This is a genomic window from Nonomuraea sp. NPDC049784, assembly GCF_040659615.1.
In the GTDB taxonomy this organism is placed as follows: domain Bacteria; phylum Actinomycetota; class Actinomycetes; order Streptosporangiales; family Streptosporangiaceae; genus Nonomuraea.
The window spans coordinates 1-3,534 of record NZ_JBFAMX010000844.1; the positions used below are offsets into that span (position 1 = coordinate 1).

The window sequence follows — 3,534 nt, forward strand, 5'->3', positions numbered from 1 at the left end:
GGGCCCCGTCGGGACGGCTCAGTCAGCTGAGCCTCCGGGCGATGCAGGAGGTGCCGCACGCGGCCGAGCAGGCCCGCCGCTTCAGCCGCGCGGCCAGGATCACGGAGAAGGGCTTCCGCCGGTACGCGGCGCCGAACGCGGTGCAGCTGTCGGTGGTGGGCATCGTCCAAGCCTGCGTCCCTGACCCGGACGCGCTGCTGCGCAGGCTGCTGGAAGAGGCGATCAACGACTGCACCGCCCTCATCTGCACCCCGGAGCCCGCCACCTCGGCCCCGATCCACGCCTGAACGGTTTCTCACGGCGCCCGCTGCTGCGGGCGCCGCCTATGCGTCGAACAGCTCGGCAGGATCGAAAGACACGGGGAAGGGCTTGGTCAACGTCAGCACCTCTCCCGCCTTGGCCTGACTGACCGTCTCGTAGCCGTCCGGGCCCAGCTCGAGCACCTCGACGTGTCGTAGTCTCGTCGGCGATTGCCCCGCCGCTCTGACTGCTGCGCTGAGAATCGTCCGCAGCCTACCGGCGCACAGTGCATGCAGCACTGTAGGTGCGGGGCTGATCACGAAACTCCCGTCGATCAACTCGATCCGCTCCCCGATCTCGGGCAGCTTGAGCCAACCGTCGATGGTGTAACCAGTGACTTGACCGACTGGGAACAGACAGGTCCGTCTGGGTGGTGGATGCGCGACCAGCCACCCTTCCATCGGCTGAGAAGTCATGTCGTCGCCGCCTTCCCGCGATCACAGAGAGTGACGCGAGGACACTACCCTCGCTTGACCCGCAGGGCGCCCCATTCACAAAAACTCGCTTCTTCGCAGGTCAGGGAAGCCTCGCCTTCGTTGCGGATCTTGGGGACATATGCCTACATTGCCTGACGAAATATCAGGAGGCATTTAATGACGATCGAGATGACTCGGCCGTATTCGCCGGAAAAGCACCACAGTCACCGGGATGTCACTGGTGGATGGTTGAGGCCGGCGGTGTTCGGGGCGATGGACGGGCTCGTGTCCAATCTCGCGTTGATCGCCGGGGTCGTGGGCGCGGCCGGAGCGGGGCGGGGAGCGGTGCTGGCCGGGGCCGCGGGACTGATCGCGGGGGCGTGCTCCATGGCGGCCGGTGAGTACACGTCGGTCAAGTCGCAGACCGAGCTGATGCGGGCGGAGATCGCCGTCGAGCGGCGGGAACTGGTCCGCAATCCTGAGGGTGAGCAGGCGGAACTGGCGGCGCTGTACCGGGCGCGGGGACTCGACGACGACCTCGCACAACGGGTGGCCGCCGGGCTGTCGGTCGATCCCGAACAGGCGCTGCGGGTGCACGTGCGCGAGGAGCTGGGTGTGGATCCCGACGATCTGCCCTCGCCATACGTGGCCGCCGCGTCGTCGTTCTGCGCGTTCGCGACCGGGGCGCTGGTGCCGCTGGTGCCGTTCCTGTTCGGGGCGTCCGGGCTGGTGCTGGCCGTGGTGGTGAGCGTGCTGGCGCTGTTCGGGTTCGGGGCGGCGGTGGCGCGCATGACCGCGCGGCCGTGGTGGCTGGGCGGATTGCGGCAGCTCGCGCTGGGTGTGGCAGCCGCCGCTGTGACGTTCGGACTCGGGCACTTGCTGGGCGTCACCGTCTCATGACGCGCTGGAGGTTCATGGATGGGTGGCGGCGGCCAGCTTGACGCCCAGGGCTATGAGGGCGGCGCCGGTCAGGCCGTCCACGATCCTGCGTACGGCGGGCCTGGCGAACACCTTGTGCAGCGTGCCCACCACGTTGGCCACCACCAGGAACCATGCGACCGTGCCCGCCAGCGCGATCACCGACATGCCGACCAGGGCGGGCACCGCCAGCAGGCCCAGCAGCAGGTTGGCGGCCAGCACGACCGCGAGCGCGGCGGCCAGCGGGGCGTGACGCCCGATGACACCCGACGACAGCAGCTCGCGTCGGCCGGTCTCTTCCTCGACCCGGGTGTGCCTGATCACCAGCAGGATGCTGATCAGCCCGCCGATCAGCGTCGCGGACGAACCGAGCGTCCAGGCGGTCAGGCCGCCGACGCTCGCGTCGTAGATGGGGCCGCGCGTGGCCAGCTGCGCGGGGTTGCTCATCGAGGCCGCCGCAAAGGCGTCGCGGGCGGCCTGGTCGGCATACAGGGCCGTGGTGGAGGAGGCGATGCTCGCCGGGAGCAGCGCGCTGATCGCGATCCACACCGGCAGCAGCACGCGGTCCCTGCGCAGAATGAGCCGGATCAGTGCCCGGGTGCCGGTCATCTTGCTGCTCCCTCGTAGTGGCGCAGGAACAGCTCTTCCAGTGTCGGTGGCCGCGTGGTCAATGTGCGTACGCCCGCGCCGGCCAGCTCAGCGAGCACCGCGGTGAGCGCGTCACCGTCCACCTGGCAGCGCAGCCGGGCGCCGTCCACGGTCAGGTCGTGTACGCCGGGCAGTGTGGCCAGGCCGGGCGCGGACCCGATCAGCTCGGCCGTCACCGAGGTGCGGGTGAGGTGGCGCAGGTCGGCCAGGCTGCCGGACTCGACGGTACGGCCGGCGCGGATGATGCTGACGCGGTCGCACAACGTCTCGACCTCCGAGAGGATGTGGCTGGACAGCAGCACGGTGCGGCCGTTGCGCTTCTCCTGCAGGACGCAGTCGTTGAAGACCGCCTCCATCAGCGGGTCCAGGCCCGAGGTCGGCTCGTCCAGCACCAGCAGCTCCACGTCGGAGGCGAAGGCGGCCACCAGCGCCACCTTCTGCCGGTTGCCCTTGGAGTAGGTGCGGCACTTCTTGCGCGGGTCGAGCTCGAAGCGCTCGAGCAACTCGGCGCGCCGCGCGGGGTCGAGGCCGCCGCGTACCCTGCCCAGCAGGTCGACGACCTCGCCGCCGGTCAGCGAGGGCCACAGGGTGACATCGCCGGGCACGTACGCGAGCCTTCGGTGCAGTTCGGTGGCGTCGTGCCAGGGGTCGCCGCCGAGTAACTCAACCCGGCCGCCGTCGGCGCGCATCTGGCCCAGCAGGATACGGATCGTGGTGGTCTTGCCCGCCCCGTTGGGGCCGAGGAAGCCGTGCACCTCGCCTGTCTCGACGGTGAGGTCGAGCCCGTCCAGGGCCCTGGCCCGGCCGAAGGTCTTGACCAGGCCGTCGGCACGCAGTGCAGCGTTCATCTGAAATGTGGCGCGGAGACCCGGCCCTTAGGGCCGGGAGGAAGCGCCACCCTCCTTTCGAAAACAGTATGGAAAACATCGGTCACAATCAGTAACATGTGCAGTGGGTGACACTCTCGTGACAGAAGGGGCAGGAGGTGCGATGGCGATCCGCCGCTCCACCGCCAAGCGACAGGGCCTGCCCTCGGTGGTGCAGCTCCGTCTCGCCCCCACCCCGCCCCAGGCCGACGCCCTGACCGCGGCGATACTGGTGTGCAATCAGGCGGCCACCTTCGTCTCCCGGCTGGCCTGGCAGCAGCGCACCTTCGCCGTGCTGGAGCTGCACCGTCTGGCCTACTATGCGGTGCGCGCACAGGCTGCCGGGCTGGGCGCGCAGGCGGCCGTGCGGGCCATCGCCCGGGTCG

Annotated in this window: 4 protein-coding genes and 2 pseudogenes; 3 read left to right on the forward strand and 3 right to left on the reverse strand. The window is 69.6% G+C overall.

The window, feature by feature from the left end; genetic code table 11:
• Window positions 1–287, forward strand: a pseudogene (locus tag AB0J09_RS59590) (hypothetical protein); the annotation flags it as partial.
• A 36-nt stretch (window positions 288–323) separates the two neighbouring features.
• Here AB0J09_RS59590 and AB0J09_RS59595 read toward each other — a convergent pair.
• Window positions 324–716 carry a hypothetical protein gene (locus tag AB0J09_RS59595; protein WP_360712439.1) on the reverse strand — a complete coding sequence of 131 codons (393 nt, stop codon included), beginning with the start codon at window positions 714–716 and terminating at the stop codon, window positions 324–326.
• 249 nt (window positions 717–965) lie between these two features.
• Here AB0J09_RS59595 and AB0J09_RS59600 point away from each other — a divergent pair, with 249 nt between their 5' ends.
• Window positions 966–1,616, forward strand: coding sequence for a VIT1/CCC1 transporter family protein (locus AB0J09_RS59600; RefSeq protein WP_360712442.1), 651 nt, complete (start codon window positions 966–968; stop codon window positions 1,614–1,616).
• Window positions 1,617–1,628: 12 nt separating this feature from the next.
• On the opposite strand, the gene AB0J09_RS59605 is transcribed toward AB0J09_RS59600, so the two are convergent.
• Window positions 1,629–2,243 carry a LysE family transporter gene (locus tag AB0J09_RS59605; protein WP_360712444.1) on the reverse strand — a complete coding sequence of 205 codons (615 nt, stop codon included), beginning with the start codon at window positions 2,241–2,243 and terminating at the stop codon, window positions 1,629–1,631.
• The gene (locus AB0J09_RS59610; protein ID WP_360712446.1) at window positions 2,240–3,130 is read right to left on the reverse strand and encodes an ABC transporter ATP-binding protein; all 891 of its coding nucleotides are present in this window, start codon (window positions 3,128–3,130) and stop codon (window positions 2,240–2,242) included. The genes AB0J09_RS59605 and AB0J09_RS59610 overlap by 4 nt, the downstream gene beginning before the upstream one ends.
• A 118-nt stretch (window positions 3,131–3,248) precedes the next feature.
• Between AB0J09_RS59610 and AB0J09_RS59615 the strand changes: the two are divergent.
• Window positions 3,249–3,534 (forward strand): annotated as a pseudogene (locus tag AB0J09_RS59615) (hypothetical protein); the annotation flags it as partial.

Excerpts from the sequence above, each read along its gene's own strand:
- AB0J09_RS59595 (WP_360712439.1), bottom strand. The coding sequence starts at position 716 with ATGACTTCTCAGCCGATGGAAGGGTGGCTGGTCGCGCATCCACCACCC.
- AB0J09_RS59605 (WP_360712444.1), bottom strand. The coding sequence starts at position 2,243 with ATGACCGGCACCCGGGCACTGATCCGGCTCATTCTGCGCAGGGACCGC.
- AB0J09_RS59610 (WP_360712446.1), bottom strand. The coding sequence starts at position 3,130 with ATGAACGCTGCACTGCGTGCCGACGGCCTGGTCAAGACCTTCGGCCGG.